This is a genomic window from Listeria grayi, from assembly GCF_900638015.1.
Classification (GTDB): Bacteria; Bacillota; Bacilli; order Lactobacillales; family Listeriaceae; genus Listeria; species Listeria grayi.
Window position 1 is genome coordinate 2,565,001 of the sequence record NZ_LR134483.1, and the last position, 25,178, is coordinate 2,590,178.

Here is a 25,178-nt window from a genome sequence, read left to right on the forward strand (position 1 = left end):
AAAGGCGTTTGTTAATCTTTGACGGATATTCGTTTGTTTTTCGACGTTGTTTTCGAGTGCATCGTGGTGTTCTGATAAGATGAATCCTTGATACTTTAGCATACCTCGATCTTGATATTCCATAGCACTACTTCCTCTCTGAAATCATTATAACGAACAAACGTTCCCTTTTCAAGTTAAAAAAAGATGGCATCTTCATGTAGATGCCACCTTTCTTCTATCTTCATTTCCGTGGTATACTATTTTTGCAGGGCGATACTATTTGCCTTGCGTGAGAGGATAATGTTTGCAAATACGCGGCCTGCCAACTTCGTTTTGCTTGCATTGTCCTTTTTTAAATGAATAAACATCTTGTTATCATCCTCTCACTAAGATTGAACTAGCACCTTGATATCATTTCCTGCCATTACTGTTTCGAACGCATCTCGCCAATCCTCTAACGGGTAGATCTTTGTGATCATCTTATCCGCATCGATAGCTCCTTGTGCCAATAGGTCCAGGGCTTTTTCCCATGAGCTTGGTTTTTGTGATCTGCTGCCGATGTATTCGATTTCGCGCTGGATGATAGCTTCTTCATCGATCTTGTTTTTTTGTTCGGCAAAAAGTCCGACTTGGACGAAGGTGCCTTTTTTCTTCGTAAGTGCCAGTCCTTCATTAACCGCAGGAACAGCTCCAGAGCAATCAAATACTTTATCAGCACCATAACCGTTCGTCACCTTCATAATGACCGCTGAGAGGTCCTCTGCTTGTGTATCAACGATATAATCCATGCCTAACTCTTTTCCTAATGTTAATCTAGGTTTATCTTTCGTGATTCCCGCTAAGATGACGGTGGCTCCTTGTGCTTTCACAACTTGCGCCAACAATAGACCAATTGGTCCTGGGCCGAAAATAAGTACCGTGTCTTCACTGGTGACCGTTGTTTTTTCCAAAGCAGCATGGACACAACATGCTAGTGGTTCTGTTAAAGCGGCCGCTTGGAAAGTGACGTTTTCTGGTAAGTGGTGACAGCTTTCTTCTCTGGAAACGACATAAGGGGCAAAGCTACCATTTACTTGTGTGCCGATGCCTTTCCGGTGGGCGCAGAGGTTATAGTCTTTTTCCTGACAATAGATACATTCACCACATGTTTCAAAAGTTGTTTCGCTGGTAACGCGATCGCCGACTAAGAATTTCGTTACTTCTGGGCCAACTTCGATCACCTCTCCTGAAAACTCGTGACCAAGGGTTACCGGGGTTTTCGGATTCTTATACTCGCCTTTGAATGTATGGATATCCGATCCGCAAATCCCTGTAAAAGCTACTTTTATTTTCACTAAGTCCCCCGATACTTCCGGTTCTTCCACATCGAGTAGATCCATTTTATCGTAGCCTGGTTCTTGCTTTACTACTGCTTTCAATCTAATGAACTCCCTTCTCTGGTAAAATCATTACCTTATTGTAGTTTTCCGTACGGGACAGTACCATATCAAACGCTTCTTTCGTTTCTTCAATGGCGTAACGATGGGAAATAAGCGGTTTGAGTTTGATTTGGCCTTGTTCTACGAATTCGATCGCCTTTTGCCATGCTTCACCGGGAAAAGGTGCAGAATACGAATTCCAAAAGCCTTTCAAGGTGATTTCACGTCGGAAAATATTCTCAATAGCTTGTTCATGTAAAAGCAAATCACGATAGGCTATTCCTAAGAAGCCGATTTTGCCTTTTTTCTTTGTGACGAGCAGACATTGTTCTTGCGTAATCGGGGAACCTGCGCACTCCATCGCAATGTCGACACCTGCTCCGTCTGTGATTTCCATCAATCTGGCATAAACGTCTTCTTCTGCGCCATTTATTGTATGGCTGCAGCCAAAATCTGCTGCTTCTTGGAGTTTTTCAGGTTTGATGTCGATTGCCACGATTTCTTTGACGCCTGCAAGTTTCAAGCATTCAATCACTAAGATGCCGATCGTTCCGACGCCGAACACCGCCACACGGTCACCGATACGTGGTTCGATGCCAAGGACACCGTGCATAGAAACGGCCAATGGTTCGATCATTGCGCCTTCTTCGTAATCCAGATCACGAATCGGAATCACGTTCGCTTCTTTTAAAACGACATTTTCTGCAAAAGCGCCGTGGAAATGCGAGCCGATCATTTTGTAATTATCACAGAGCGAATATTCGCCAGACTTGCAATACGTGCACTCGCCACAAGGTTCAAAAGGAATCCCAGCAACACGATCGCCTACTTTCACACTTTTCACATTGCTTCCGGTTTCGGTTATTTCACCAGCAAACTCATGTCCCATCACAGCAGGGAGTGGATATTTCCACCTAGTCTGCATTTTATGGATATCAGAACCACATATTCCCGCGGCTTTTACTTCTACTCGTACTTCATCAGCCCCACAAGGCGTTTCAGCTATGTCTTCTGCTTTTATCTGATTATTTTCGTAAAGTACAGCTGCTCGCAAAGTTCTTCATCTCCTCTATTTATTAAAAGATCGCTGCCCAAAGTTGGGAGAATTTCAAGATGACCCAGTTGAAGAAGTTACCACCCATATCGAGCGTACTTACTTCTGTAGCACCTTTTGGAAGTTTATAGATGCCTTCCATCATTTGTGTATGAACAGGACCATAATCGGTTGCCATCAACAGTGCTAATGCGATAACTACTGTACCAGCAAGAACCGAATGCAGGATGTTACCTTTTCGATTCGCAACTACGAAGGAAACATAGAATGGAATCGTTGCCAAGTCACCGAACGGCAAAACTTTATTTCCTGGGATAATGATTGCTAGGAACAAAGTGATCGGTACTAATAAAAGACCTGTAGAAATGTTGGCAGGATGTCCGATAGAAAGTGCTGCATCTAGTCCAATGTACAACTCCCGGTTTTTGAAGCGTGATTTCATGAAATCACGAGCAGATTCGGAAATCGGGATCAAGCCTTCCATCAAGATTTTTACCATCCGCGGCATCAAGAACATTACGGAGGCCATCGAAATACCTAATTTGAAAATTTCGCCTGGATCATATCCAGCTAGGATACCGATGATAATACCGAGGATAAGCCCCATCATCATTGGCTCCCCGAAAATACCAAAGCGTTTTTGGATCGTTTCTGGATCGACGTGGATGTTACGAATACCAGGGATCCTTGCAATCAACCAGCCGATCGGGATACCAATAAACCCGAATGCTGCTGTGGAACCGGTTGGTAAGGAAATACCTTTCAAGCCATAGAAATTTTCTACCATGCCTTGCGTTCTGTCCGCCATCAAAAGCACGAATACTTCATAGATGATCGCACAAAGGATCGCGAACCACCAGTTGCCGCCAGTTACGATATAACCAGTTGCTCCGGCTGCAATAAAGTGCCAGTAATTCCAAATATCGATATCGAGTGTTTTCGTTACTTTGAAGAAAATCAAAATCAAGTTGACCACTAAACAGACAGGAATCAAGATCGCTGCTACCGGTGATGCAAATGATGCTGCAGCTGCAGCTGGCCAACCTGCATCGATGATTGTCAAATGCAGACCGAAATTTTTAACCATTTGTTGTGCGGCTGGACCTAAGTTGTCAGAAAGTACACTGATGACAAGGTTGATACCTACAAAGCCGATCCCGATCGTAATCGCGGAACGTACCGCTTTCTTAACTTGCACTCTGAATATCAGTGCGATGATAAAGATCGCGATCGGTAAAATAACTGTCGGACCTAAATTGAGGACATACTGTACTCCATCGTATAATTTACTCACTTCCACTTCCCCCACTTCTCTTATTTATATTTATCTATTAGTTATTGTAAATGCGATAAGATTTCTTCATCTAATTCTTCCATGCCCATACCCGTGATATAACTTGTCGCGATAATTGCCGGAATTTTATAGGTTGTCGGCAAAATCGTCGTGGAAACGATCAAATCCGCCCCTTCTTGCAATGAACTTGCTTCGGCGATCTTGATTTGTTGAACCTCCGCATCGATATTATGCTCTTTCACTAATCGTTCTACTTTATCTGTTACCACCGTAGAAGTTGCAATACCTGCGCCACACGCTACCAAAATTTTATATTTACTCATTTGAAATTCCTCCTTATTTTTGGGCCAATACTTTTAATAATCCTAGTACTTCTTCTTTCGTTTCTGCCTCGACGATCCGTTTCATATTCGCTTTGTCTTGGATGATCGCCATCAATGTCTGCAATGCTTCCAGCTGACTGTGCGGCTCGTTAAGCCCTAGAACGAAGATGACATTTACGCCTACTTCTTTTTCTTTGCTTTCCATCGACTGAAACGGAATAGCGGAATCTGTTGTTAATACCGCAATAAATTGTTCGATCACACAATCCGGATCTGTATGCGGGATCGCTACACCATAGCCATCCAACTGAAGCCCTGTCGGAAATTCTTCTTCTCTTCCCTTCAGTTTTGTCAAAAAGTGATCGTGTACAAACCCTAGCCTTTCCCCTTCTCCCGCCACTAAGCGGAAAATAGCATCTCGGTCGTTTTCTTCTACTTTTAACCACATCATCTCTGGTTTAATAAATGTTGTTAATTCCATTCATGATACCTCCTGCAGTCATCATTCTTTTTTCTTCACTAGCCCTTGATCAGATTGAAGATCGTCTCTTTATCAATTGCTTCTTTGATAACATTCATCTTTTCTTCGTTTCCAGCTAGTTCCATTAATTCGAGTAGCCCTGTGAAATGGGCATTTTTGTCGATTGCAGCAATCACAACCATGCAATGAAGTTCGCTCCCGTCTTCAAGAGGTAGTCCTTCTCGTAAACACAACATACTCATTCCCAGTTTCCTTGCGCCCTTGTCGATCTCGGCGTGCGGAATCGCGATTTTCTTTCGCAAAATGATGTTCCAATTGGGGTTCGGGTACTGCCTGTGCATTTCCTCTACATAACTCTCCGTAATCGAGCCATCTGCTAAAAGCGGAGCAGCAGCTATGGTGATCGCCTCGCACCAGCTCGCCACCTTATCCATTAAAATGATCCTATCTTGTGGCAGCAGCTTCGCCAGCGGCAATTTCTCATCTGCTGAAAAAGCAGGCTCTTCTTTATGCGGAAACAAAAATTCCTGTACCGCACGCTCTAACTTCTCAGCATTTTTGATATCGGCATATTTGCCGATCGTCTTCATCAGCGCCTCTGCACTGAAACTCTGTTCATTGATCATATAAACAGCCCGCAGCACGCGCCTTCTTAATTCCATTTTTTCCGCCTCGTCCATCATCGCATTGACAAGAAACAGCTTTTTGTCCGTAGCAAGTGGCGTTGCCGTGAAAACAATGTCATAAGCAACTTCTGTCTGTTCAAATTCCCGGATCGACATCGCCGGATAGAAATAAATTTCAGGAAACAAGCCCCGCATATTCTTTTCCATCAGCTTAGAGATCGAAAGACCGTTTGGACAAACAACCACCGCCCGCAATTTCTTGGTGATATTACTGGCAGAATCGATGAGGTGCCCTCCGATAAAGAGCGTGATAAAAACCGCTTCGTTCTCCGGTACTTTTGCCCCAATAAAGGCCTCTAAAGGAGTTAAAGATTGTTTGACGATATAGTGGATCGTCTGATATTCCTGATCGATCTTGTCTAAAAATCGGTAATCCGTGGTGAGCGCATATTTGATGCGGTAATAAGCCGGTTTGATGTGAGCAAATAACCGCTCGATCAGCGATTCTTTATTGATCAATTGAACAACCGCTTTTTTCTCGAAGTTACTGATGACCTGCTCGATCGCCTGCTTCAACTGCGGCATCTCTTCCATTTTTAAATGTTGCTTCGGAAGGATATTCGTCGTTAGGAGCTGCAAAGCGATATAGATACGTTCTTCCTTTGAAATCGCCGGTCTGTCTTCGATCAAGATCTCGACCGCTTCATATTCCTTCGTATCCGATAGTTCATCATAATCGATCATAAAAGGCGTCACGATCGTTTGCTTCTGCTCGATTCTCCGGAAGATCGCTTGTAGGATATAAGGAAGAATCTTCATTTTGCTGTCGATAAAGTGCAGATTCAAATGCTTCTCTACCTCTTCCAACTGTCCCCGAAGCTTCTGGATCTCCGCGAGTTCTACATGCATCAACCGTTTCAAGTAAGTTTCCCCACCATAGCTTTCCATGATCCGCTCCGCCGCCGTTATCATTGCTGAGCGCTTATTCCATTCATCTCCCTCAATCAGATAACCATGTAGTCGCGTATATCTGATTTGCAAATTATCCCCGTCAATAATTGATTGTGCCAGTTTCAAATCACTGAGCACCGTATTCTTGCTCACCTCCAATTCTGAAATAAAATGATTCAGTGAAAGCTCTTCAGTCATCGTCATCAGCATCAAAATAATCATGCTCGCACGCTCATTTTCAGAAGGAATATAAAAATCGGCCTGCTGATATTCTTTATCAGAAATCAACTGAAACAATTCAGGGGAAATACTAAAAAGACCACTTGCAGATCTGCCAATCGTCGGATACGTTTGCTCCTCCAACCAATTATTGATTTTTTGGATACTGTATTCCACCTGTCTTCTCGTAAGACCAAATTTTTCCTGTAGTTTCGCATTTGTGATATTTGGCGAACGAAGAAGCTCTTGTAAAAGCCGGTCGCTTCTTTCATCCAAATACATATTATCCCTCCTGTTGGTTTTATTATACAAGGTATTTTTACAGAAATGTATACGCTTTCATCACAATATGTGGGGTGGGGGGTGTACAATGTTGGGATTTAGTTGTGAAGATGTGAACAATAATAGTATGTCCACCTTTTTAAGAAGAGCGGTTCTATAGGGTAGATTTTTATTGTATAGAATTCTATTTTTATATACAATTTAAGTAGATAAATTTAATTATATCGCAATATGTTGTTATATACTTTAAAGTACTGTAATTTGAGAAAGGTTTATTAAAAACATTATATAAGGCGGGAAAATAATGAATTATTTTGTAGAATTGACAAATCCTATTCACGGTGGAGAAGGATGGGAATTGGGTGAAGTATTATGGAGCCCCAAAGAAAATAGTTGGAAAATAATGAACACCCCCAAACCCGGGGATATTATTATCCATTCAGTAAAGGAAAAAGAGAATATAAATCATAAATTTTGGGGGTTCTCTCTCGTAGGAGAAACTGTAAGGGTAGTAGATATTGAACCTACTATCCCTGGGAAATGGGCGGATCATGATTTTTACTATCGAATAACGCTTACTCATTATCAAGAATTACATACCAAGCCATTTGTCCAAGAATTCTTGGATAGTTATGAGCAACAAATAAAAGATAACGGACCTTGGCATTCTTTCTTCAACGAAAAAGGAGTTTTGAAACCTGCACAAAAATATTTGGCTGCCTTACCAGAGAAACTTTTCAATTGGATTGAGCAATTTTTAGACCTTTCAATTGCAACCGCATTTGCCGAATACGATAATGACGGAATAACTACTTCACGCCCTGGAGATACAGAAATGGTAGTATCTTCATTTGAAGAAGAAACCACTAGAGTAACGACAACGATAGAACGAATTATTAGGAATACACGTATAATTAGAACTCTTAAAATTCAATATGATAATAAGTGCCAGATATGTGGTCATAAAATAACCCTTCCGCGAGGAGCAACTTATTCAGAAGGTCATCATTTAAGAAAGCTTGGAGGCGCTCATCAGGGGCCTGATGTTAAAGAAAACATTATTTTGGTTTGTCCTAATCATCACGTTGAGTTTGACTTTGGCGCGATAAGCATTGATCCGAAGACAAAGTTGATTAAGCATATTGACGAGGAAAACTTCTTTCATAATAAAAAATTGGCTTATGATAGAGAGGATTTAGAAGAAGAATTCCTTTCTTATCATCATCGGTATTTGTTTGCTAAATAAGAATGCTTCAATAAAACCCGTCCTTCTTAAAAAAGGCGGGTTTTATTTTATTGATCTCCGAAAGGAACTAATACTATCTTTTTAATCAGAACTCCCTCTCTATAAAGTAATCAAATTTAAAACTTCGTATTTTCCATTAAGCTTTGCGTCCATGTCATCTTGAATAGCTGCAAATTCTTTTAGAAAATGGCGCTTATCCCTTTCACGTTTAAAACCTTTGTACTTAAATTCCGTAAGTAATTCTTCTAAATTCATAGTATCGCTTCACTTCTTTCTTGGATATACATTCCCCTCTGGAACATGATTCATCCCTGCTGGAACATTCGGAATTATTGTCTGAGCGCTTCTTTCGCTATACGCTTCTCCTGTGCTTTCTCAATAAATAGCCGTTCACGCTTAAAATTATAACTATAAAAAAAGCTTGAATTCTTCCGGTATGTGTACATCTTCAGAAAAAAGGTACGGAATATATTTTTCTTCGTTTTTCATTATAATTTCTTGATACGAATTATCTTTTTCCCAGTTTACTTCTTTATAAGTTTGTTTAGGATTCGCTACATTAGATATGATAAAATAATTGTTATTTACACCATAGGTTATTAAATCGTTTAACTCCTCTATTGGATAATTATAATCTAAATGAAATAACATATATATTCTCGAAACAATTGCATCTTCTTCTATGGCTGACTGTAGGAACTCTATCAAATCCTTCTTTTTCACCTTATCTCTACTCCTTTATATTTGTCATTTTTAATGACACCCGTATTATTTTTCCGTTAATTGTGGTTTTCAAGTATGCCCCACTATGAATAGTATCTGTGGCATTTTTATAGCCATAATTTAATTGCCAAGAATTTCCTTTTCCATCAAAATATCTTACCCCACTTCCCTTTTTCAAGGGCGCTTTTGTATACTCCTTCAAGTTCTTATCAAGATAATTTTCAACTGTTTTGAGCTCTACATTTTTGAAAGTATCTATATCCTTGATGTCAAAACTAAATTTACTAGCTGTCTTCCCAAACTTCCCTAACCTCTCAACATCCTCCACCCCACGAAACGCAAACTTAAATGTCTTCCCCGCCTTCGTAAACGGAAACAGAAACAACAACGCCATCCCACGCTCCGTCTTAGAAAGCTTGACATCCGTAAGCGGATCTCTCCCCGTGAAAAACCGCAAAACATCCTGCGTCGGATCAACCAAATCAACAATATCTCCTGTATTCCCTTCCATCACAAGTTGCCTGTTCGCTTCTGCTAGGTCTAATGTCCCCTGAATATCGAGCGTCCCATCCGGATTTGTTTCAAATCCGCGATTCATCCCCGCTGGAACATTTGGGACTGACATTGTTTCATATTGTTTCAAAGCTTCTTTTTCTAACCGCTTATCCTTGGCCTTCTGCGCCTTCTCGATCGGTGCTGCCCAGCCCATTTTCATCCCCATTGTACTGAAAGACTTGGTGGAAGCGTGAAATCCTTTTCCACCAGAAACTTCTCTCAATCCTGCTTCTACGGAGGTAAAGAGTTGTTCCGCTTCAATAAAAATCAATAAGCACGTACCGTTAAAGACCATCAACTTTTCTAACTTCTCATGGATTTTCTGTTTTTGTTGCCGATAAGAGTCGGCTAGCTTCTCAAAAAGCGGACTAAGTGGTGTGCTTTTTGCCATATCATCCATGTCTTCCGCAAAACGCGCTAGCTGTTCCAGTCGCTGTATTTGCATGCGAAGTTTTGCTTCTTGCAGGCTATTGCTGTCGACTTCCGATATGTATTTTTGTGGAAATTGCTTAGCGGCACGCTGCAGGGCTTCTGCCGCAAGGATTATGCCGTTTGCGAGTGGCAGATACGTTTCGCTGAAATATTTTTTCGCCGAATCATAGGTTACGCCTTTTAATTCCGGTGTCGCGATAAATTGCACGATCGCTCGTTTGACCGCTTCAAAGCCTTCGATATGGGTCTGACACAACTCTTGAATGGCTTCTGCTTGTGATTTAGCGTCTGGGAGAAACATATTAATGCTCATTTTGTTTCCTCCGCTGCTTTGCGACGGCGATCATACAGTTCTGTTTCTCGCGCTTCTAGCGTGCATTTTTCTCTTTTCAGCTGGTGTTCGCTTTCTAATAGTTCATCTTGTAGTTGTTGCTGATAACGGCGAGTCTCATGATTGATTTCGCCCACAACTATTCGCATTTCCCCTTGCGGAAATGTTTCGCTTAGTTCCTTAAAAAGCCGATTTCGCTGAACGAGATGCTCGTCCAATGCTGCGCGTGCGTTTGTATTACGACGATATTCGGTCGCTATTGAATCTTGTTCCTCCGCAAGATTCAGCAGCTGCATGTTGATTAGCTCTAGTTCTTCCATGATGTAACCTCCTAGCTTTTCTTGTTGTATAATTTCCCAAGTCCTAAATCCATTGCTTCAAACTCATTCGCGACGTGACGGATATTGGCTATATCTGCTTCCATTGCTCGCTGAAAATTGGTGACGAAATGCGTCTCTTTTTTCGCTAGCAGTTGACTGATTTTATTTCCTTTCACAGTTGTTTTTGTATCTGCCGCTGGATTTCGAGTCATCTCCAGCTTCTGTAGTGCTTGTTTCATTCCCGTTGCTACCGCATGTGCGGCTTGTTTGTTGCTTAAAAACATGGTGTCATCTCCTTTATTTATATATGAATAGTATAGCAAATCTTGCAAGAGGAAAGCGAGGATTTTTAGACTATGATTAGCATCGGTAAAGCGGATGTAAAAAGCAGACGTTAATAACGTACAAAGCGCCTTTTATATTAAAAACAAAAACACCCTCTCAAACGAGAAGGTGTTTAGCAATATTTCAACTATAATCGAATGATTAACGTTTTGAAATTCCCTACTCCGCAACAAAGAATACTCAACACCTATTAATCCTTTTATATCAATGCTTACGAAATTTAAAAATACTTATTCGATGATAAAAATTCATTAGTTTGGATAATATTAACACCTATTAACACCATAAAATAGACTAGTCAAATTTCAAAATTAAACAATCGCCGCTATATTTTTAAAAATTTCTATCGCACTAAGCCATGTTGATAGGTGCTTAGAAGATGATTTCAGTCGATTAGCAGCAACCGTATTTTCTTCTTCATCTAAAAAATCAATAGCACTCCGATACAAAGCACTAGCATGTTTAATTTTATTTATCATCAATTCTATTCTGCTTGATATATCGCCTATATTTGAAAATTCATCAAATAAAATAGTTAAACTTTCCCAATACTGATGTTCTAAGTCCACAAAGGATACTGACTCTTGGTCTTCATTAGCAATATACTCATCAACTTCTGTGTGACTCAAAAGTTCATCAATATCTAGATGTTCATATTCTAACATTCGATACATATCATCTAACATAATATTACTTAACAATGGGATACTGGTATATCTTTTTTTTCTTCTTCCAAAAGAAGAAGTTAAATCAAACCTACTCTTTTGAAATTTTCTCAAGGTATTGAACCAACCCGATGCAACATACTCACAATTCAACATAGAAAATAGAATTGAATTCATAAAGCTATAACCAACAATCATTTTAAAACCCAAATTTTGTAATTGATATACAGCATTCAAAATATTTGCTAACCAATTAGCATCAATTTCTTCATAGTTACTATCACTATTAGTCTCATGACATAGCGTTAAGTAAATATAATCTTTAACCTCGCATTGATCATTTACTTCATCAATTAATTCCTTAACATTTTCTTTACTTGCAAAAAAAGAAGTTTGTAATAGTAATGATAATGCGTAACTATTAGACTCAAAATTTTCAACACAATAGTTATATATATCTATGGAATAATCAAACCGCCAGTCTATTGCTTCTATATGAAATCCTGGAGCTATCAACATATTAGAAATTCTGTTGCTACTTTCAGCATGAAAATCTAAAAAGCTTAAAATATTTTCATTTTTTCTACGCCAATCACGTCTTGCCACATTAGATGGAAATACAGGAATATCTTCTAATTTTTTTAAAATTGTAGAATCATAAGTAGAATAATAAAATTGCGGGTCTAAAAAAGAATTATCTCTACTAACAACCGAACTTCTATTCACATATTCTTCCACTGAATCTAGAGATTCATCATTCAAAGAAAAAACAACCCCATTCAGATTACTGTTTGTTATGCCGTCATCTATCTTTCTACCTTTAGCAGGACCATGTTGAGCAATTAGCTTTGTCATTTATTTTACAAACCTCCTTCAATACTTTTCATTGAATCTATGAACGCATCTACAGATTCAAATCTATTTCTATCTTCAATTTGAATTAACTTATATATAATTCGCCAAATTTGTTCGTTTGAATCAGTTTCTTCCACAATTCTGTAGTAATCATCTTCATATTCTCTACTATATTTTTTTAATACTTCTTCATGAGGCGCTGTTCGATTATTGCACGTAATCATTATAGTCTCTAGTGGGTTAAAGCCTAATATTATTTCTAACGCTATTATTCCCACAGCATATAAGTCACTTTTAAAAGTCGCATTCTTAGAATTTCCAAAATATTGTTCTGGAGACATATAAAGCAACTTACCCATTCTCATCATTGATTGGGTAGCTTGGTTCTCATCATCCATTTTTATTATGCCTGGATCTATTACAATGTACTTTCCATTCATACACATTATATTATCTGGAGATATATCTCTATGTACAATTCCATGTGTCTTCAATTTACTAATAATTTCTGCTAGCTGAAAAATAAAATCTACTGTATATTTAAGTCTGCTTTCCACATCTATCTTCTCTATTACTTTTTCTAAAGTTTCACCATCAACAAAATCTTCAATTAAAAATCCAAAGAAAGATTCCTCCATATAAATCTCTTTTTCATGATAGTATAAACTAGGAAAACAATCTAAAGATTCTATTGCACATGCATTAACATACCTATTAAAACATTTTCTATGAAATAAGATTCGTTCAACAATTGTCTCACTTTGATACTGGATTGATTCAATTTCATCAAGGTTATCTATTAATTCATCAAGAGTTTTATATTTTTTTATATTTACTAAACCAATATCTTCCATCAATTTATCCAAATAATTAAAAAATTTTATTATATAGATTGGCTTTTCTTCAGAATTTAGTATAGTAAAAGTTCGTGATTGGCCTCTCCTTGGGTTGCTTTTTATCTGATAATTTTCGTCCAATCCAATTTCATCCATAGCGTTCTTTATTACATCAGCAAAATTCATATGAACTATCTTCTCCTTTTAAAAACTTATCAGTTCCTAGAACGGATGCTTTCGTTAAATTTAACAAGCGAATGTGATTTTTTATTTTATTTAATTTCAGTGGTTTTACTAATTGAACTGATTTATTTTTTTCCACACCTATTAACCCAATACCATTTTTTTCTATTAAATTAATTTTATTTTTTTGGATACTCTGTGCCCTTTTCATTGGAAATACTAAATAACTATAATCAACGTAGCTCTTATTACCTTTAGCTTGATAAAAAGCTTTATTAAAGTCTGTTAGCTTAGCTTCATACCCATAAATTATAGTTTTTGGAAAAACAAACTCTACTGCTCTTGTGTATTGGTTATTAATATTTTTTTTAATTAAATCACCTGCTAGTAGTTCATGCAAAGCATTCTCTAATGTAGATTCACTTAGTCCGAGCGTCATATATAAAGTTTTTTTCTCAATCGGTCTATTATTTTTTATCTTTGTAAAGACTAGTGAATTTGAAGGTTTCGATAAAATTATAGTTTGTTTATCAGAAAACGGTAAATAAATATTTTTTATGCTAACGACATCTATGTTTCCAAACCTAATTGGCATCTCTTTAACGATAACTTTTCCGTCAAAAGAACTATAATTATCTACAAAAGAGTTTACAAGCTCCATTTCTGAATCAAACATATTTTTCACCTTCCTTTTTTGCTATATTCTTCATCATTATAACATAAAAATACCACTTTCTTTCGTTGTTGTCGGGAAAAGAACTGTTAGTTTACCAGTTCTTAATTATACTCAATATAGTAATGATCTATCAACTCACCATTACCATTCTTAATATAATCTTTTCCGATTTCTTCATAATCAATATAATTTGCAAATTTCAAGTAGAACTTAGCCACTTATTGAAATTCACTAGTTATTCTATTCTAAGCACTATCTAGCATGTGCTTGATAATGAGCTGGGGCATGGTACTGCGCATAGCAGATTGGGCAGAAGTTCTGGAATTAGCGCCAAAGAACTGCCCCAAGACCACCATGCCTAAGGAGGCTCGTTGTCAAGCTCATGCGGCAGTCAGTGCAAGTTTCGACATTTCTTCAAGTAAGCACTCACGAGGAGTGGCGTACCCTAAAATTTTTCTTGGCAAAGTATTCATCCAGTCCTGAACACGCCGTACAGTCGCTAGAGACACATTTTCCATCCGTGTTCGTTTTGGAATGAATCGACGAATCATACCGTTATGATTTTCATTGGTTCCACGTTCCCAAGAGGAGTATGGGTGAGTGAAGTACACTGAGGTCATGACGCCCTCCAAGAGATTAGTGATGCCGGAAAACTCGGTGCCGTTATCCGAAGTAATCGTCTTAAAGAGAAGTTCAAAATTAGTTCCAGCGGCTTCTCGTGGAGCTGACAAGGCTTAATTTACTGGGTTTGATGCTTTGCCATCAATTTTAATGACGACTTCGTATCTTGTCTTGCGTTCAGTCAAAGTCAATAGTGCGTGGTCCTTATCCGACCTCAAGCCAGCTACAGTGTCGATTTCCCAGTGGCCAAATTCTTCTCGACTGTCTACTACATCGGGTCGTTTTTCAATCAGTTCACCAAGTAGAGCCTTATTCTTGCAGCTTCTTGGCGTACTGGTTTTCCGTCGCACTTTTAGATGTAGGTCAATGTTTTTGGTTTCCATGAACCCTTGTTCAATATAGTTGTACAACATTGTTGTACCAGGAATGCCCTCATCTGGAAAAAGTTCCATCTTCTTGGCGCGACCTACCACCACATCAGGGGAATGTTTCTCCTGTTTCATCTGGTGGTCAGCATAAGCCATGAACTTTGGGGCACAGATCCATTTAGGTTGCTTAATGGAGTTTAAGCGAGCCTTGTCATACGCACCTTGTCCAGCATCAGCGGAGTAGACATAGTATTCATACTCATAGACTTTGTCATTTTACTTTTGTTTACGAATCTGGCGAATGGTGCCATCCTTAATTTCTGTGTGAATGGTTTGGCGGGCACGACCAAGTTTCTCAGCAATTTTGTTGCCGGACATTGGCTTGTCCAACGAACGAAGTATTTCAATTTGTACACGTTCCTTATAAGTAAGGTGTTTTCCTTTGAGTGATTCTGTGGTATTCTCAATTTGCGTCATCGTGATTTCATCCTTATTGATAGTGTTGGAACTTCAATAATACATGAAATTTTGCGATGCGTTTTTTTATTTTAGCAACTGGCTAAGTTCATTATAAAATCCGCCAATTAATATAATTAATCAGATTATCAGGTATTTCAAAATACCCCATATCAACTAATGCATAACCTAATTTTTCTTCATCACTTCCTGAAACATCACTGTCTAATTCAATAATATTAATTTCAGAATCTAGATTTTCAGCGATCACTTTTATAATTTCTCTTGGATATTCAAAGTATTCACTTAATTCACTATATTTTTCAGTTATTGCTTTGGGAAACTCATACTCACCAACATCAAACGGTAAATCATAATTGATTATATCTCTAGAAGGCTTGGGCATAATTCAATTTTAACTACTCAAAATTATTACCTTGAATTAATGCCAGAAAAAAACACCAGCAAGATGCTGATGCTTTAAATCTATTAAATGATTTATCATACTAATTAACACCAAACAACACCAAAAAATTGGTTGAATCGTTGATATAACAATATTTTGATTAACGTTTCGAGAACTGAGGTGCGCGACGAGCCGCTTTAAGACCGTATTTTTTACGTTCTTTCATACGAGGGTCACGAGTTAGCAAGCCAGCAGATTTAAGTGCTGGGCGGTACTCAGGTGATACAAGTAATAGTGCACGTGCCACGCCGTGACGGATAGCACCGGCTTGACCAGTGTAGCCTCCACCATGAACGTTTACTAATACGTCATATTTTCCTAAAGCATCTGTTGCTACTAAAGGTTGTTTGATTACTTCGCGTAGTGCTGCGAATGGGATGTAATCTTCCCAGTCTCTATTATTGATAACAACTTTGCCGTCGCCTGGTACTAGACGTACACGAGCTACTGAGCTTTTACGACGACCTGTTCCGTAATATTGTACTTGAGCCACTTAGAATTCCTCCTTATTTAAATGAATTAACCGCGTAATTGATATACTTCTGGTTGTTGAGCTGCATGTTCGTGCTCGGAACCGCCGTATACGTGTAATTTTTTGAATTGTGCGCGTCCTAGTGAGTTTTTTGGAAGCATACCTTTTACAGATAGCTCGATCAATTTTTCTGGGTTGTTTGTACGCATTTCGCCTGCTGTACGGGATTTCAGACCGCCTGGATATTGAGAGTGACGGTAATAGATTTTATCTGTCGCTTTTTTACCAGTAAGACCTACCTTACCAGCATTGATTACAATTACAAAGTCTCCAGTGTCAACATTTGGAGTAAATTGTGGTTTGATTTTGCCACGAAGAATTGAAGCTACTTCGCTGGACAAACGTCCTAAAGAAACACCTTCAGCGTCGATCACGTACCATTTACGTTCTACTTCGCCGGGTTTCGCCATATAAGTTGTACGCATGAGTTACCCTCCTAATATTTTTACAAAATTAGCTCCCGGAAATGTTCCGATTCCCGAAAAAACTATTTATTTTCATTTTTATTGTTTAACACAACAACCTTCCGGGGCTTATTGTGGGGCAAACAATACCATAGTCCATAATACAATTTACAGCGTGAAAAGTCAATATCAATCCGAAAATTTATTTTCTAAATTGATCCGCGATCCGAAGCGCAAGTTTGACGGAGCGCCGGTTCAATGTCACTCGTTGGTTGCGGATTTTTTTATTTTTGGCAGTCAATTTTGCTTTCAGTCGTTGATTTACTTGTTTAGCGCGTAGCAGTTTCGCTTCTAGCTCTACTTTTTCGGATTCCCATTCTGTCTTTTGCGTCTGCAGCTCGTTCTTTGCCTTGCGAAGCTGTTTCGTTGTTTTGGCACTACGATCCTGGATCGTTTTATTTCGAGCCTTCAAAGCTGGATAATTGGCTTCCAGGCGCTGTAAGATCTCTTGTTTCTCGCAATTCACTAGCGGTTCTACTGGCGGTAAAAGCTGAACGCTTTCCAGCTTTTTGTCTAGTGGTGCTGGTTCTGTGGAATCAAAGTCGATATGTGAAAGTTGATTTTTATCCAGAAAGGCCTCGAAGTTCGCAAAATTCGCTGCTTGTTTGCGTTCCGGGCTATGTATGTCTACTTGTTCCAAGATATCGCTCAGTGTGGTGTTTTCATCGATCGCATCGGCTTGATAAGTCGTTAGACCATGAAATTCCGAAAGTTCGCGCATTCTGGCATCAGCTGGAAAAATGATACCCGGTGTTCCGGCGATTGCTGCGGCCACATTGCCATGCAGTCTTGTTCCGATGCTGAGATCTGCCATTTTCATTGCCTTTATCCAACTCGGCGCGCTCAAAAAGAACCGAACTTTCCCTGATCTGTATTCTGGGCTTTCCAAATTGTTTGGATAATTTCGCAGTTCTTTGCCTAATGAAGGACCGTTTAAATAGGTACCTCCGCTGTATGTGAGCGTCAATTCGTCAATATCTTGTGGGATAAAAGTGACATCAGAATAATTCTGCAGACCATGTCGCATGAAATCGACGACTAGCTGCGGAGCAATCGGGGCAAGGTTGGTAAAGATCTTCGTGTGCTCGTTCAGCGTAATGTCTTTGATCGTCAGGTTTTTCCCAAAGGTATACATGGATGGGCAGCCAATGACTTGATGGTCGACTCCCGCTTGGAAACCTAATTGTGTCAAGTACGCAGAAGTGATCTCGCCGCGTAGACCGATTTGACCAGTTTTTTCTAAAACTGCTTTAACGAAGTTCTTTACGTCTGTATCGAAAGGGAATCCCGCTTTGAGGTCAGGTTCATAGGGTGCACGCAGACCCACACCGATGATGTAAACGGGGATTTTCAGCCGTTTGATCAGTTTAGTATACTGTTTCAGCTGACGGCGGAAGGTTTCCCGAAAGGCATCTGCCAACGGAATAAGATAACCGTCGTAGGTTTCATTGATGTGGTCGGCGTCATCTGGATCGATCCGATAATAATCTGGAATGATCTCCGTGTCTTCCGTCCATAAATTACGGTAAATGCTGTAGGCATAAAGTAAGTTCCCTACATTGCTACCGATCGCATCTCTAGCGATGATCGTCGGTGCATCGAATAAGTCTAATGGTGATATTCCTGATCGGATCAAAAATCGTTTCATGTTAATACCCACCTTTTTTATTTATAAGCCACTTCCCATAAATACAATCCCTGTGCTGGTGCGGTCACGCTTGGTAGTTTGGTTCTGTCTTTTGCCTGCAGTGCTTTTTCAAGCGTCTCAGCCGTCATGCGCCCTTGTCCGATATCCAATAGTGCGCCTGTCAAGATCCTCACCATGTTATATAAAAAGCCGTCGCCACGATAGCAGATCGTGATCGTTTCTTTTTCCTTGCGAAACTCGATCGAATAGATGGTTCGCACCTTCGAGTCTTGCTCGGTGCGGGCGGAGCAGAAACTGGTGAAATCATGCTCGCCGATAAGGGTCTGGCTTGCTTCCTGCATTTTCTCTATCGATAGCGGATAGGGATAATGTAGGGCAAAATTGCGTGAAAACGGGTCGTAATCGGTGCTGTTTTTAATAACATAACGGTATTCTTTCCCCACTGTGCCGTATCTGGCATGAAAGTCATCCGGCACTTGCTCGACAGAATGGATGCCGATATCAAATGGCGTCATCCGCTGTAAGGCCCGCTGGAATTTTTCATTAGGTATCTGGAGCGGCGAATCGAAGTGAATGACTTGGCCTGCTGCATGAACGCCCGTATCCGTCCTTCCTGAGGCCGTCACACGCACAAATTCCCCTTTATGCATCTTGAGCAGCGCTTCTTCTAATTCGCTTTGTACGGTGCGCTTGTGCGGTTGTACTTGATAGCCGGAAAAACCGCTACCATCATAAGCTAAAATCACTTTATATCTTGGCATTTCCTGCAAACTCTCCTAACTTCTAAAAACTAACAACAGGGCTAGCAATACTCCTAGCGAGATCATCAGCCAAGTATCTCCCCATTGCCAGCGCAACTGCCGATACCTGGTTCTCCCGTGACCACCATGATAACCGCGCGCTTCCATTGCGATGGCCAGGTCTTCCGCCCGTTTAAAAGCACTGATGAACAGGGGAACTAATAACGGGATGATCGCTTTGATGCGTTCTTTGATACTCCCGGAAGTAAAATCGACACCTCTTGCTTTTTGCGCTTTGCTTATTTTTTCTGTTTCATCCATCAATGTCGGAATGAATCGTAGCGAGATACTAAGCATCAATGCCAGTTCATGGACAGGCAGACGTACGACGCGGAAAGGCGCCAATATTTTTTCCAGTCCGTCAGTAAGCTGGATCGGGTTGGTCGTAAGTGTCAAGATCGTGGTCATGAGTACGATCAAAACAAAGCGACAGAAAATCATGATCCCATTTTTAAGCCCTAATGTCGTGATATGAATAAATCCAAAGGAAACGAGCGTGTGCCCGCCTTGCGTAAAAAATAATTGCAGTAATAAGGTCAGGGTGATCAGAAAGAAAATCGGCTGAAGCCCTTTTAAAAAGAAAATAACTGGTACTTTGGAAAGCACAACTAAGCTTAGTACGAAAAGAAAAAGAAAACCATATGTCAGCCAGTTGTTGGCAAAGAAGACGATAATAATAAACGCCATTACAGATGTTAATTTGGCTCTTGGATCAGCTAAGTGGAGCCAAGAATTACTCGGGATATATCTACCGAGTATCATTTTATCCATCATGTTTCATACCGCCTTCCAGCTGATGCTGGATCGCTGCTGCTAATTCATCGATCGTTAGACAGGTTTTTTCCAGCCGGCATTTGAATTTTCTTTCAAAGTTCACTTGGAATTTGACTACGTCGGGAAGTGGAAGCGCTAATTCAGGATTCTGCATCGCTTCCGTAAACAATTCTCTGGCTGAACCAATTCTTTCTACGGTGCCGTTTTTCATCAAAACCAGGGTTTCCGCATAACGCGCTGCATCTTCCATGCTGTGGGTCACTAGGATCGTGGTCAGCCCTTTTTCTTGGTGTAGCCGATAGAACATGTTCATGATCTCTTCGCGTCCCTGGGGATCAAGCCCCGCTGTCGGTTCATCTAAAACGAGCACTTCCGGTTCCATCGCAAGGACCCCGGCAATCGCCACGCGGCGCATTTGCCCGCCTGAGAGTTCAAACGGAGAGCGTTCCAAGATCGATTCTGATAATCCTACTTCTTTGATCGCCGTGCGAGCACGGACCTTTGCTTCTTCTATCGGCACACCAAAATTGACCGGGCCGAAGCAGATATCTTTCTCTACTGTTTCTTCAAAGAGCTGTGCTTCCGGAAATTGGAAAACGATCCCGACTTTTTTCCTGAGATCACGAAGCTTTTTATACTTCCCGCCGGCTTCAATAACTTGTTCTCCGATCGTGATCCGCCCTTCTGTTGGCATCAATAGCGCATTCAGATGTTGTAGCAATGTAGATTTCCCAGATCCGGTATGGCCGACTACTGCCACATAGCTGCCGGATGGAAATGTAACGTTGACGTCTTGAAGCGCTCTTGTTTCAAAAGGGCTGTTTTTTTGGTAGCAATACCCTAATTCTTCTAGTTTTATTTCCATAACTGCTCCATCAACTCTCCCTCTGACAATACGACTTCTTCTTTTTCTACTCCCAATGCCGCTAATTTTTCCTGCAGCTGGATAATAAATGGCACACCAAGCCCGATTTTTTTCATTTCCGCTGTGTCTTGGAAAACTTCTTTTGGCGTCCCGGTTTGATGAATATGTCCATCGTTCATCACGATCACTCGATCCGCAAACAAGACCTCATCCAGATCGTGTGTAATCGAAATAACGGTGATCTGATTGCGTTCTCGTAGCAGTCGGATCGTTTCCATGACTTCTTCTCGCCCTTGCGGATCTAACATCGAAGTTGCTTCATCTAAGATAATAACTGCGGGGCTAAGTGCGATCACACCTGCAATTGCGACACGCTGCTTTTGCCCGCCAGACAGACGCGCCGGTTCATGCGTTGCATACATCTGCATGCCGACTTCGTTCAAGGCACTGTTCACCCGTTCCACCATTTCATCATGAGGTACAGCCTGGTTTTCAAGCCCAAAAGCGACATCATCTTGCACCGTAGCCCCGACAAATTGGTTATCGGGATTTTGGAATACCATACCGATCAGTTTACGGATGCTCCAGATGTTATTTTCGGACAAAACGAAATTCCCGACTTTGATCAGTCCTTTTTCAGGAAAGAGCAGTCCGTTAAGTAGCTTAGCGATACTGGATTTCCCTGAACCATTATGTCCGACTAGCGCCAGCCATTCTCCTTTTTCCACAGAAAAAGAAACATCTTCTACCGCGTAGGCTTCTTCTTCATCATATTTATAATAAACGTTCTCTAAACGCAAAAATTCTTCTGACACGGAGGCGCACCTCTTTCTTTCCATACTTTCTTACATAATGCTTATTATAGTATAAAGCGCAGATTCTAGCAAAAGCTTATTATCAAAGAGCTGTTTAAGAGCAGTGGCTTGAGGGAAAAAGACAAGGATAAGAAATTGAAAGGGAGCGAAGATGATGTGGCTTGATTTTTTACTTAGAATCACTGTTGCAGGAGTACTCGGAGCTGTTATCGGACTTGATCGGGAAATTCGAGCAAAGGAAGCTGGGTTTCGGACGCATTTCCTTGTTTCGCTCGGAAGCGCCCTGATCATGATCGTTTCCCAATATGGATTCCAACAGATCATGTCCATGGAAAAAGTGGCATTTGATCCTAGCCGGGTAGCCGCGCAAGTCGTAAGCGGAATTGGATTTATCGGCGCCGGTACGATCATTATCCAAAAGCAATTTGTTCGTGGTTTGACAACCGCGGCTGGGTTATGGGCTGCTGCAGGAATCGGACTGGCCGTTGGTTCGGGTATGTATATTTTAGGGATCGGCGCAACTGTTTTGACACTTATTGGGTTGGAAGGATTGGGATATTTATTTAAATCAATTGGTTTTCGGTCCATGCGGTTAGTTTATACGACGACGAAAAAAGATAAACTGACGGATATTATGGAGTATATTCATTTGAGCGGTTATCATTTGGGATCTTATGAGGTGACGCAGGAGAACTTCGAGAATACGGGGTTTTATCGAGCTTCAGTGACACTCAAGGCGAAGATGAATATGGATGAGCATCAATTGATCCATTATATTCAAAATGTACAGGATGTTGTGTTGGAAAAAATCGAGTGAGAACGCGCTTGCGGGGCAGGCGTGTTTTTTTGTGGATATATGTTGGGGAGTGGTTGGGTAGATTTGTTTTGTGGTTATTTCGGAGAGGGATTATATACTCATTTTGCTTTTTTGTGTCCAATTTATGATTTTTTCACGCTACATTAAAAAGTTTCTTCAGTTTTTCTTGTGGTGGATCCGAAGAGCCTTTTGGGGATTATATACTCACTTTGTTCGTATATATATTTGGGCTCTAACTCGCTTTGCTTTTTGTGTTCATTTATGATTTTTTCACGCTACACTAAAAAGCTTCTTCAGCTTTTCTTGTGGGGGATCCGAAGAGCCTTTTAGGGATTATATACTCACTTTGCTTTTTGTGTCCATTTATGATTTTTTTCACGCTACATTAAAAAGTTTCTTCAGCTTTTCTTGCGGGGGATCCGAAGAGCCTTTTAGGGATTATATACTCACTTTGTTCGTATATATATTTGGGCTCTAACTTGCTTTGCTTTTTGTGTCCATTTATGATTTTTTCACGCTACACTAAAAAAAGCCTCTTCAGCTTTTCTTGTGGGGGATCCGAAGAGCCTTTTGGGGATTATATACTCACTTTGTTCGTATATATATTTGGGCTCTAACTTGCTTTGCTTTTTGTGTCCATTTATGATTTTTTCACGCTACACTAAAAAAGCCTCTTCAGCTTTTCTTGTGGGGGATCCGAAGAGCCTTTTGGGGATTATATACTCACTTTGTTCGTATATATATTTGGGCTCTAACTTGCTTTGCTTCGAAGAGCCCAAACAAAAAAGCCTGCGCCCCTCACCCTCTGGAAGAGAGGGAGAGACGCACAGAGCTAGACAGTGCGTTTCGGTTGAAACACATATCATGACACTCCACTTGCTTTAACATGGTATTGCTTATTTAACTAATTCGATGATTACTACAGGTGCACCGTCGCCGCGACGAGGTCCTTTTTTCAAGATACGAGTATATCCGCCTTGACGTTCTGCATAGCGAGGAGCTACGTCATCAAATAATTTTTGTAGTGCGTAAACTGGACGGTTTTTCTTCACAGTAGAACCATCTTTACCTTTCACGTCTACTTGAACAACATCAACTACTTCGTGACGGATAAAAGCTTCAACTTGACGACGAGAATGCAAGTCACCTTTTTTACCAGAAGTAATCATTTTTTCAACAACTTTACGTACTTCTTTCGCACGAGCTTCAGTTGTTTCGATGCGTTCGTGTACGATTAAATCCGTTGCAAGATCACGTAGCAATGCTTTACGTTGTGAGCTAGTACGGCCTAATTTTCTGTAACCCATTGTCTATTTCCCTCCTTCAGTTAGTTTTCGTTTCTAAGAGATAAGCCTAAATCAGCAAGTTTCACTTTTACTTCTTCCAATGATTTACGTCCTAAGTTACGAACTTTCATCATATCATCTTCGGATTTGTCAGCTAGTTCTTGAACTGTATTGATTCCAGCACGTTTCAAGCAATTGTAAGAACGAACAGAAAGATCTAATTCTTCAATTGTCATTTCCAGTACTTTTTCTTTATGGCTTTCTTCTTTTTCAATCATGATTTCTGCTTTTTGGGCTTCATCTGTTAAGTTGACGAAGATACTCAAATGCTCAGAAAGAATTTTTGCTCCTAGAGAAACAGCTTCTTCTGGGCTGATACTTCCATCAGTCAAAACATCAAAGCTTAATTTATCATAATTTGTTGATTGTCCAACACGAGTATTTTCAACTTGATAATTCACGCGAATTACTGGGGAGAAAATGGAGTCAACTGGTAATACACCGATTGGCATGTTTTCGTGTTTATTTAAATCAGCTGGGGTATATCCACGACCACGAGTTGCATTAAGACGAACATGGAATTTTGCATTGTCGCTTAATGTTGCAATGTGTAAGTCTGGATTTAAAATTTCAACATCACTGTCGTAATTAATATCACCAGCAGTTACAACGCCAGGGCCTTGAACATCGATTTCCAATGTTTTTTCATCATCAGAATAGATTTTAAGTGCCAATTTCTTGATATTTAAAATCATCGTTGTTACATCTTCCACTACACCATCAATAACGGAGAATTCATGAAGAGCTCCATCGATTTGTATAGAGGTAACTGCAGCTCCGGGAAGTGAAGATAATAGAATACGACGTAAGGAGTTACCCAAAGTTGTACCATATCCACGCTCAAGTGGTTCTACAACAAATTTTCCGTACTTGGCATCATCGCTGATCTCAATCGTTTCAATTTTTGGTTTTTCAATTTCGATCATTCAAATTAACCTCCTTCAAAACGTCTTTTTCTTGATTCTTTTTACGAACCTTGTATAACTTTTGCAATCCAATACGACTTTGGTTTTTATACACGACGACGTTTTGGAGGGCGACAACCATTGTGAGGAACAGGAGTTACATCTTTAATAGCAGTAACTTCGATACCTGCAGCTTGAAGCGCACGGATAGCAGCCTCGCGACCTGCACCAGGACCTTTTACTGTTACTTCAAGAGTTTTAATGCCATGTTCTTGAGCTGATTTAGCTGCACTTTCAGCTGCCATTTGAGCTGCGAAAGGAGTAGATTTTTTAGAACCTTTAAATCCTAAAGCACCTGCACTAGACCATGCCAAAGCATTACCATGTACATCAGTGATCATTACGATCGTATTGTTAAATGTAGAACGGATGTGAGCAATACCTGCTTCGATATTCTTTTTCACACGACGTTTACGAGTATTCGTTTTACGAGCCATTCTTACT

The 25,178-nt window shown here is 40.2% G+C and carries 29 protein-coding genes and 1 pseudogene (1 of these 30 running past the window's edge); 2 read left to right on the top strand and 28 right to left on the bottom strand.

Going from position 1 to position 25,178, the window contains the following annotated elements:
- From EL241_RS12615 to EL241_RS12645, 7 genes are all read right to left on the bottom strand, one after another.
- Positions 1–123, bottom strand: the 5' end (the start) of a protein-coding gene (locus tag EL241_RS12615; protein WP_126320638.1) for a hypothetical protein. The gene continues 168 nt to the left of window position 1, outside the view; 123 of the gene's 291 nt are visible here — the first part of the coding sequence; its start codon is at positions 121–123; the stop codon falls past the left edge of the window.
- A gap of 245 nt (positions 124–368) precedes the next feature.
- Positions 369–1,400 (bottom strand): zinc-binding dehydrogenase, encoded by a 1,032-nt coding sequence (locus EL241_RS12620; RefSeq protein WP_003757130.1) that lies wholly within the window; start codon positions 1,398–1,400, stop codon positions 369–371.
- Position 1,401: 1 nt separating this feature from the next.
- On the bottom strand, positions 1,402–2,454 hold the full coding sequence (locus EL241_RS12625) for a galactitol-1-phosphate 5-dehydrogenase (protein WP_003757127.1): 1,053 nt from the start codon (positions 2,452–2,454) through the stop codon (positions 1,402–1,404).
- A gap of 22 nt (positions 2,455–2,476) precedes the next feature.
- The gene (locus EL241_RS12630; RefSeq protein WP_036108082.1) at positions 2,477–3,748 is read right to left on the bottom strand and encodes a PTS galactitol transporter subunit IIC; all 1,272 of its coding nucleotides are present in this window, start codon (positions 3,746–3,748) and stop codon (positions 2,477–2,479) included.
- Positions 3,749–3,789: 41 nt separating this feature from the next.
- Positions 3,790–4,071, bottom strand: coding sequence for a PTS sugar transporter subunit IIB (locus EL241_RS12635; protein ID WP_003757123.1), 282 nt, complete (start codon positions 4,069–4,071; stop codon positions 3,790–3,792).
- A gap of 13 nt (positions 4,072–4,084) precedes the next feature.
- A complete protein-coding gene (locus tag EL241_RS12640; RefSeq protein WP_036108086.1) occupies positions 4,085–4,552 on the bottom strand; it encodes a PTS sugar transporter subunit IIA in 468 nt (155 codons plus the stop codon).
- 38 nt (positions 4,553–4,590) lie between these two features.
- Entirely contained in the window at positions 4,591–6,630 is a 2,040-nt protein-coding gene (locus tag EL241_RS12645; protein ID WP_036108089.1) for a BglG family transcription antiterminator, read from the bottom strand.
- Positions 6,631–6,934: 304 nt separating this feature from the next.
- Between EL241_RS12645 and EL241_RS12650 the strand changes: the two genes are divergently transcribed.
- Positions 6,935–7,876, top strand: a complete 942-nt coding sequence (locus EL241_RS12650; protein WP_052009290.1) for an HNH endonuclease — start codon at positions 6,935–6,937, stop codon at positions 7,874–7,876.
- Positions 7,877–7,975: 99 nt separating this feature from the next.
- Here EL241_RS12650 and EL241_RS13710 read toward each other — a convergent pair whose 3' ends face one another.
- The 18 genes and pseudogenes from EL241_RS13710 to EL241_RS12735 form a co-directional block, all read right to left on the bottom strand.
- Entirely contained in the window at positions 7,976–8,131 is a 156-nt protein-coding gene (locus EL241_RS13710; RefSeq protein ID WP_159099869.1) for a hypothetical protein, read from the bottom strand.
- A gap of 153 nt (positions 8,132–8,284) precedes the next feature.
- Complete coding sequence (locus EL241_RS12655) at positions 8,285–8,599, bottom strand: hypothetical protein (RefSeq protein ID WP_126320639.1); 315 nt, start codon at positions 8,597–8,599, stop codon at positions 8,285–8,287.
- A 7-nt stretch (positions 8,600–8,606) separates the two neighbouring features.
- The gene (locus tag EL241_RS12660; RefSeq protein ID WP_052009291.1) at positions 8,607–9,899 is read right to left on the bottom strand and encodes a T7SS effector LXG polymorphic toxin; all 1,293 of its coding nucleotides are present in this window, start codon (positions 9,897–9,899) and stop codon (positions 8,607–8,609) included.
- The gene (locus EL241_RS12665; RefSeq protein ID WP_036108093.1) at positions 9,896–10,237 is read right to left on the bottom strand and encodes a DUF3958 family protein; all 342 of its coding nucleotides are present in this window, start codon (positions 10,235–10,237) and stop codon (positions 9,896–9,898) included. Before EL241_RS12665 ends, EL241_RS12660 begins: the two co-directional genes overlap by 4 nt.
- Before the next feature lie 11 nt (positions 10,238–10,248).
- A complete protein-coding gene (locus EL241_RS12670) occupies positions 10,249–10,521 on the bottom strand; it encodes a TIGR04197 family type VII secretion effector (RefSeq protein WP_036108099.1) in 273 nt (90 codons plus the stop codon).
- Between the two features lie 372 nt (positions 10,522–10,893).
- The gene (locus EL241_RS12675) at positions 10,894–12,102 is read right to left on the bottom strand and encodes a hypothetical protein (RefSeq protein ID WP_036108103.1); all 1,209 of its coding nucleotides are present in this window, start codon (positions 12,100–12,102) and stop codon (positions 10,894–10,896) included.
- Between the two features lie 5 nt (positions 12,103–12,107).
- Positions 12,108–13,124 carry a protein kinase domain-containing protein gene (locus EL241_RS12680; protein ID WP_036108106.1) on the bottom strand — a complete coding sequence of 339 codons (1,017 nt, stop codon included), beginning with the start codon at positions 13,122–13,124 and terminating at the stop codon, positions 12,108–12,110.
- Entirely contained in the window at positions 13,111–13,797 is a 687-nt protein-coding gene (locus tag EL241_RS12685; RefSeq protein WP_126320640.1) for a hypothetical protein, read from the bottom strand. The genes EL241_RS12680 and EL241_RS12685 overlap by 14 nt, the downstream gene beginning before the upstream one ends.
- Before the next feature lie 380 nt (positions 13,798–14,177).
- A pseudogene (locus tag EL241_RS12690) lies at positions 14,178–14,978 on the bottom strand (IS30 family transposase).
- A gap of 84 nt (positions 14,979–15,062) precedes the next feature.
- Positions 15,063–15,263: a helix-turn-helix domain-containing protein gene (locus EL241_RS13870; RefSeq protein ID WP_232020834.1), complete on the bottom strand. Its 201-nt coding sequence runs from the start codon at positions 15,261–15,263 to the stop codon at positions 15,063–15,065.
- A gap of 91 nt (positions 15,264–15,354) precedes the next feature.
- The gene (locus EL241_RS12695) at positions 15,355–15,648 is read right to left on the bottom strand and encodes a hypothetical protein (RefSeq protein ID WP_052009292.1); all 294 of its coding nucleotides are present in this window, start codon (positions 15,646–15,648) and stop codon (positions 15,355–15,357) included.
- A gap of 160 nt (positions 15,649–15,808) precedes the next feature.
- Positions 15,809–16,201, bottom strand: a complete 393-nt coding sequence (rpsI, locus tag EL241_RS12705) for a 30S ribosomal protein S9 (RefSeq protein WP_003757084.1) — start codon at positions 16,199–16,201, stop codon at positions 15,809–15,811.
- Positions 16,202–16,227: 26 nt separating this feature from the next.
- Positions 16,228–16,665 (bottom strand): 50S ribosomal protein L13, encoded by a 438-nt coding sequence (gene rplM, locus EL241_RS12710; protein WP_003757082.1) that lies wholly within the window; start codon positions 16,663–16,665, stop codon positions 16,228–16,230.
- A gap of 181 nt (positions 16,666–16,846) precedes the next feature.
- Positions 16,847–18,352: a polysaccharide pyruvyl transferase family protein gene (locus tag EL241_RS12715; protein ID WP_036108113.1), complete on the bottom strand. Its 1,506-nt coding sequence runs from the start codon at positions 18,350–18,352 to the stop codon at positions 16,847–16,849.
- A gap of 17 nt (positions 18,353–18,369) precedes the next feature.
- Complete coding sequence (gene truA, locus EL241_RS12720; RefSeq protein ID WP_036108116.1) at positions 18,370–19,113, bottom strand: tRNA pseudouridine(38-40) synthase TruA; 744 nt, start codon at positions 19,111–19,113, stop codon at positions 18,370–18,372.
- A 15-nt stretch (positions 19,114–19,128) separates the two neighbouring features.
- Entirely contained in the window at positions 19,129–19,926 is a 798-nt protein-coding gene (locus EL241_RS12725; protein ID WP_003757074.1) for an energy-coupling factor transporter transmembrane component T family protein, read from the bottom strand.
- Positions 19,916–20,791 carry an energy-coupling factor ABC transporter ATP-binding protein gene (locus EL241_RS12730; protein ID WP_003757072.1) on the bottom strand — a complete coding sequence of 292 codons (876 nt, stop codon included), beginning with the start codon at positions 20,789–20,791 and terminating at the stop codon, positions 19,916–19,918. The genes EL241_RS12725 and EL241_RS12730 overlap by 11 nt, the downstream gene beginning before the upstream one ends.
- On the bottom strand, positions 20,782–21,606 hold the full coding sequence (locus tag EL241_RS12735) for an energy-coupling factor ABC transporter ATP-binding protein (RefSeq protein ID WP_036108119.1): 825 nt from the start codon (positions 21,604–21,606) through the stop codon (positions 20,782–20,784). Before EL241_RS12735 ends, EL241_RS12730 begins: the two co-directional genes overlap by 10 nt.
- A 154-nt stretch (positions 21,607–21,760) precedes the next feature.
- On the opposite strand from EL241_RS12735, the gene EL241_RS12740 reads away from it, so the two are divergent.
- A complete protein-coding gene (locus tag EL241_RS12740; RefSeq protein ID WP_170166181.1) occupies positions 21,761–22,423 on the top strand; it encodes an MgtC/SapB family protein in 663 nt (220 codons plus the stop codon).
- An 896-nt stretch (positions 22,424–23,319) separates the two neighbouring features.
- On the opposite strand, the gene rplQ is transcribed toward EL241_RS12740, so the two are convergent.
- The 3 genes from rplQ to rpsK form a co-directional block, all read right to left on the bottom strand.
- On the bottom strand, positions 23,320–23,730 hold the full coding sequence (rplQ, locus tag EL241_RS12745; RefSeq protein ID WP_003757065.1) for a 50S ribosomal protein L17: 411 nt from the start codon (positions 23,728–23,730) through the stop codon (positions 23,320–23,322).
- A gap of 20 nt (positions 23,731–23,750) precedes the next feature.
- Entirely contained in the window at positions 23,751–24,695 is a 945-nt protein-coding gene (locus tag EL241_RS12750; protein ID WP_003757063.1) for a DNA-directed RNA polymerase subunit alpha, read from the bottom strand.
- A gap of 86 nt (positions 24,696–24,781) precedes the next feature.
- Entirely contained in the window at positions 24,782–25,171 is a 390-nt protein-coding gene (rpsK, locus tag EL241_RS12755; RefSeq protein WP_003757059.1) for a 30S ribosomal protein S11, read from the bottom strand.
- Positions 25,172–25,178 lie beyond the last annotated feature (7 nt).

Bases quoted from the DNA above. Each gene is read 5' to 3' on its own strand.
- EL241_RS12635 (WP_003757123.1), bottom strand. From the start codon at position 4,071: ATGAGTAAATATAAAATTTTGGTAGCGTGTGGCGCAGGTATTGCAACT.
- EL241_RS12640 (WP_036108086.1), bottom strand. From the start codon at position 4,552: ATGGAATTAACAACATTTATTAAACCAGAGATGATGTGGTTAAAAGTA.
- EL241_RS12645 (WP_036108089.1), bottom strand. From the start codon at position 6,630: ATGTATTTGGATGAAAGAAGCGACCGGCTTTTACAAGAGCTTCTTCGT.
- EL241_RS12650 (WP_052009290.1), top strand. From the start codon at position 6,935: ATGAATTATTTTGTAGAATTGACAAATCCTATTCACGGTGGAGAAGGA.
- EL241_RS13710 (WP_159099869.1), bottom strand. From the start codon at position 8,131: ATGAATTTAGAAGAATTACTTACGGAATTTAAGTACAAAGGTTTTAAA.
- EL241_RS12660 (WP_052009291.1), bottom strand. From the start codon at position 9,899: ATGAGCATTAATATGTTTCTCCCAGACGCTAAATCACAAGCAGAAGCC.
- EL241_RS12665 (WP_036108093.1), bottom strand. From the start codon at position 10,237: ATGGAAGAACTAGAGCTAATCAACATGCAGCTGCTGAATCTTGCGGAG.
- EL241_RS12670 (WP_036108099.1), bottom strand. From the start codon at position 10,521: ATGTTTTTAAGCAACAAACAAGCCGCACATGCGGTAGCAACGGGAATG.
- EL241_RS12675 (WP_036108103.1), bottom strand. From the start codon at position 12,102: ATGACAAAGCTAATTGCTCAACATGGTCCTGCTAAAGGTAGAAAGATA.
- EL241_RS12680 (WP_036108106.1), bottom strand. From the start codon at position 13,124: ATGAATTTTGCTGATGTAATAAAGAACGCTATGGATGAAATTGGATTG.
- EL241_RS12685 (WP_126320640.1), bottom strand. From the start codon at position 13,797: ATGTTTGATTCAGAAATGGAGCTTGTAAACTCTTTTGTAGATAATTAT.
- EL241_RS13870 (WP_232020834.1), bottom strand. From the start codon at position 15,263: ATGACGCAAATTGAGAATACCACAGAATCACTCAAAGGAAAACACCTT.
- EL241_RS12695 (WP_052009292.1), bottom strand. From the start codon at position 15,648: ATGCCCAAGCCTTCTAGAGATATAATCAATTATGATTTACCGTTTGAT.
- rplM (WP_003757082.1), bottom strand. From the start codon at position 16,665: ATGCGTACAACTTATATGGCGAAACCCGGCGAAGTAGAACGTAAATGG.
- EL241_RS12715 (WP_036108113.1), bottom strand. From the start codon at position 18,352: ATGAAACGATTTTTGATCCGATCAGGAATATCACCATTAGACTTATTC.
- truA (WP_036108116.1), bottom strand. From the start codon at position 19,113: ATGCCAAGATATAAAGTGATTTTAGCTTATGATGGTAGCGGTTTTTCC.
- EL241_RS12725 (WP_003757074.1), bottom strand. From the start codon at position 19,926: ATGATGGATAAAATGATACTCGGTAGATATATCCCGAGTAATTCTTGG.
- EL241_RS12730 (WP_003757072.1), bottom strand. From the start codon at position 20,791: ATGGAAATAAAACTAGAAGAATTAGGGTATTGCTACCAAAAAAACAGC.
- EL241_RS12740 (WP_170166181.1), top strand. From the start codon at position 21,761: ATGTGGCTTGATTTTTTACTTAGAATCACTGTTGCAGGAGTACTCGGA.
- rplQ (WP_003757065.1), bottom strand. From the start codon at position 23,730: ATGGGTTACAGAAAATTAGGCCGTACTAGCTCACAACGTAAAGCATTG.
- EL241_RS12750 (WP_003757063.1), bottom strand. From the start codon at position 24,695: ATGATCGAAATTGAAAAACCAAAAATTGAAACGATTGAGATCAGCGAT.
- rpsK (WP_003757059.1), bottom strand. From the start codon at position 25,171: ATGGCTCGTAAAACGAATACTCGTAAACGTCGTGTGAAAAAGAATATC.